Raw genomic sequence first — 681 nt, forward strand, 5'->3', positions numbered from 1 at the left:
TGCCCTGGCCTTTGTCGTCCAGAGTGACTGGGTTGCCAATTGGCTTGCCGCTTGGATCCTGCGCCTGCACGGTCGCGCCTGGCTTGCCGGTGACAACTACGTTGCCAGTGGCTGGATCGATAGGGCCCAACTGTGGTGCCAGCAACGGTACTTCGACGTTGGTCGTGAGCGGCGGGTTGATGCCGTCATCGAGCGCCACGCCGACTTGTTGGCCACTGGTGTTGCCCGGCAGCGTTATGGTGCCCTGGCCTTTGTCGTCCAGAGTGACTGGGTTGCCAATCGGATTGCCGTTCGGGTCCTGCACCTGCACGGTCGCGCCCGGCTTGCCGGTGACCGCCACATTGCCGGTCTCAGGATCGACAGTGCCCAACTGCGGTGCCAACAGCGGCACGTCAACGTTGGTGGCAGGCGACTGCGTGTCACCGTCCTTGACCACCACGCCGACCTGCTGGCCGCTGGTGTTGCCTGGCAGCGTCACGGTGCCCTGGCCTTTGTCGTCCAAAGTGACTGGGTTGCCAATCGGGTTGCCGTTCGGGTCCTGCACCTGCACGGTCGCGCCCGGCTTGCCGGTGACCGCCACATTGCCGGTGGCTGGATCGACAGTGCCCAACTGCGGTGCCAGCAGCGGCACGTCAACGTTGGTGGCTGGAGACTGGGTGTCACCTTCCTTGATCACCACGC

At 64.6% G+C, this 681-nt stretch carries 1 protein-coding gene; it reads right to left on the reverse strand.

What is annotated here, in order from left to right:
• The coding region (locus BFQ03_RS23000) for an Ig-like domain-containing protein (protein ID WP_239695274.1) at positions 1 to 681 on the reverse strand (681 nt) is incomplete at both ends.

Origin of the sequence: Pseudomonas sp. 25 R 14, from assembly GCF_900004755.1 — a bacterium.
Taxonomy (GTDB): domain Bacteria; phylum Pseudomonadota; class Gammaproteobacteria; order Pseudomonadales; family Pseudomonadaceae; genus Aquipseudomonas; species Aquipseudomonas brenneri.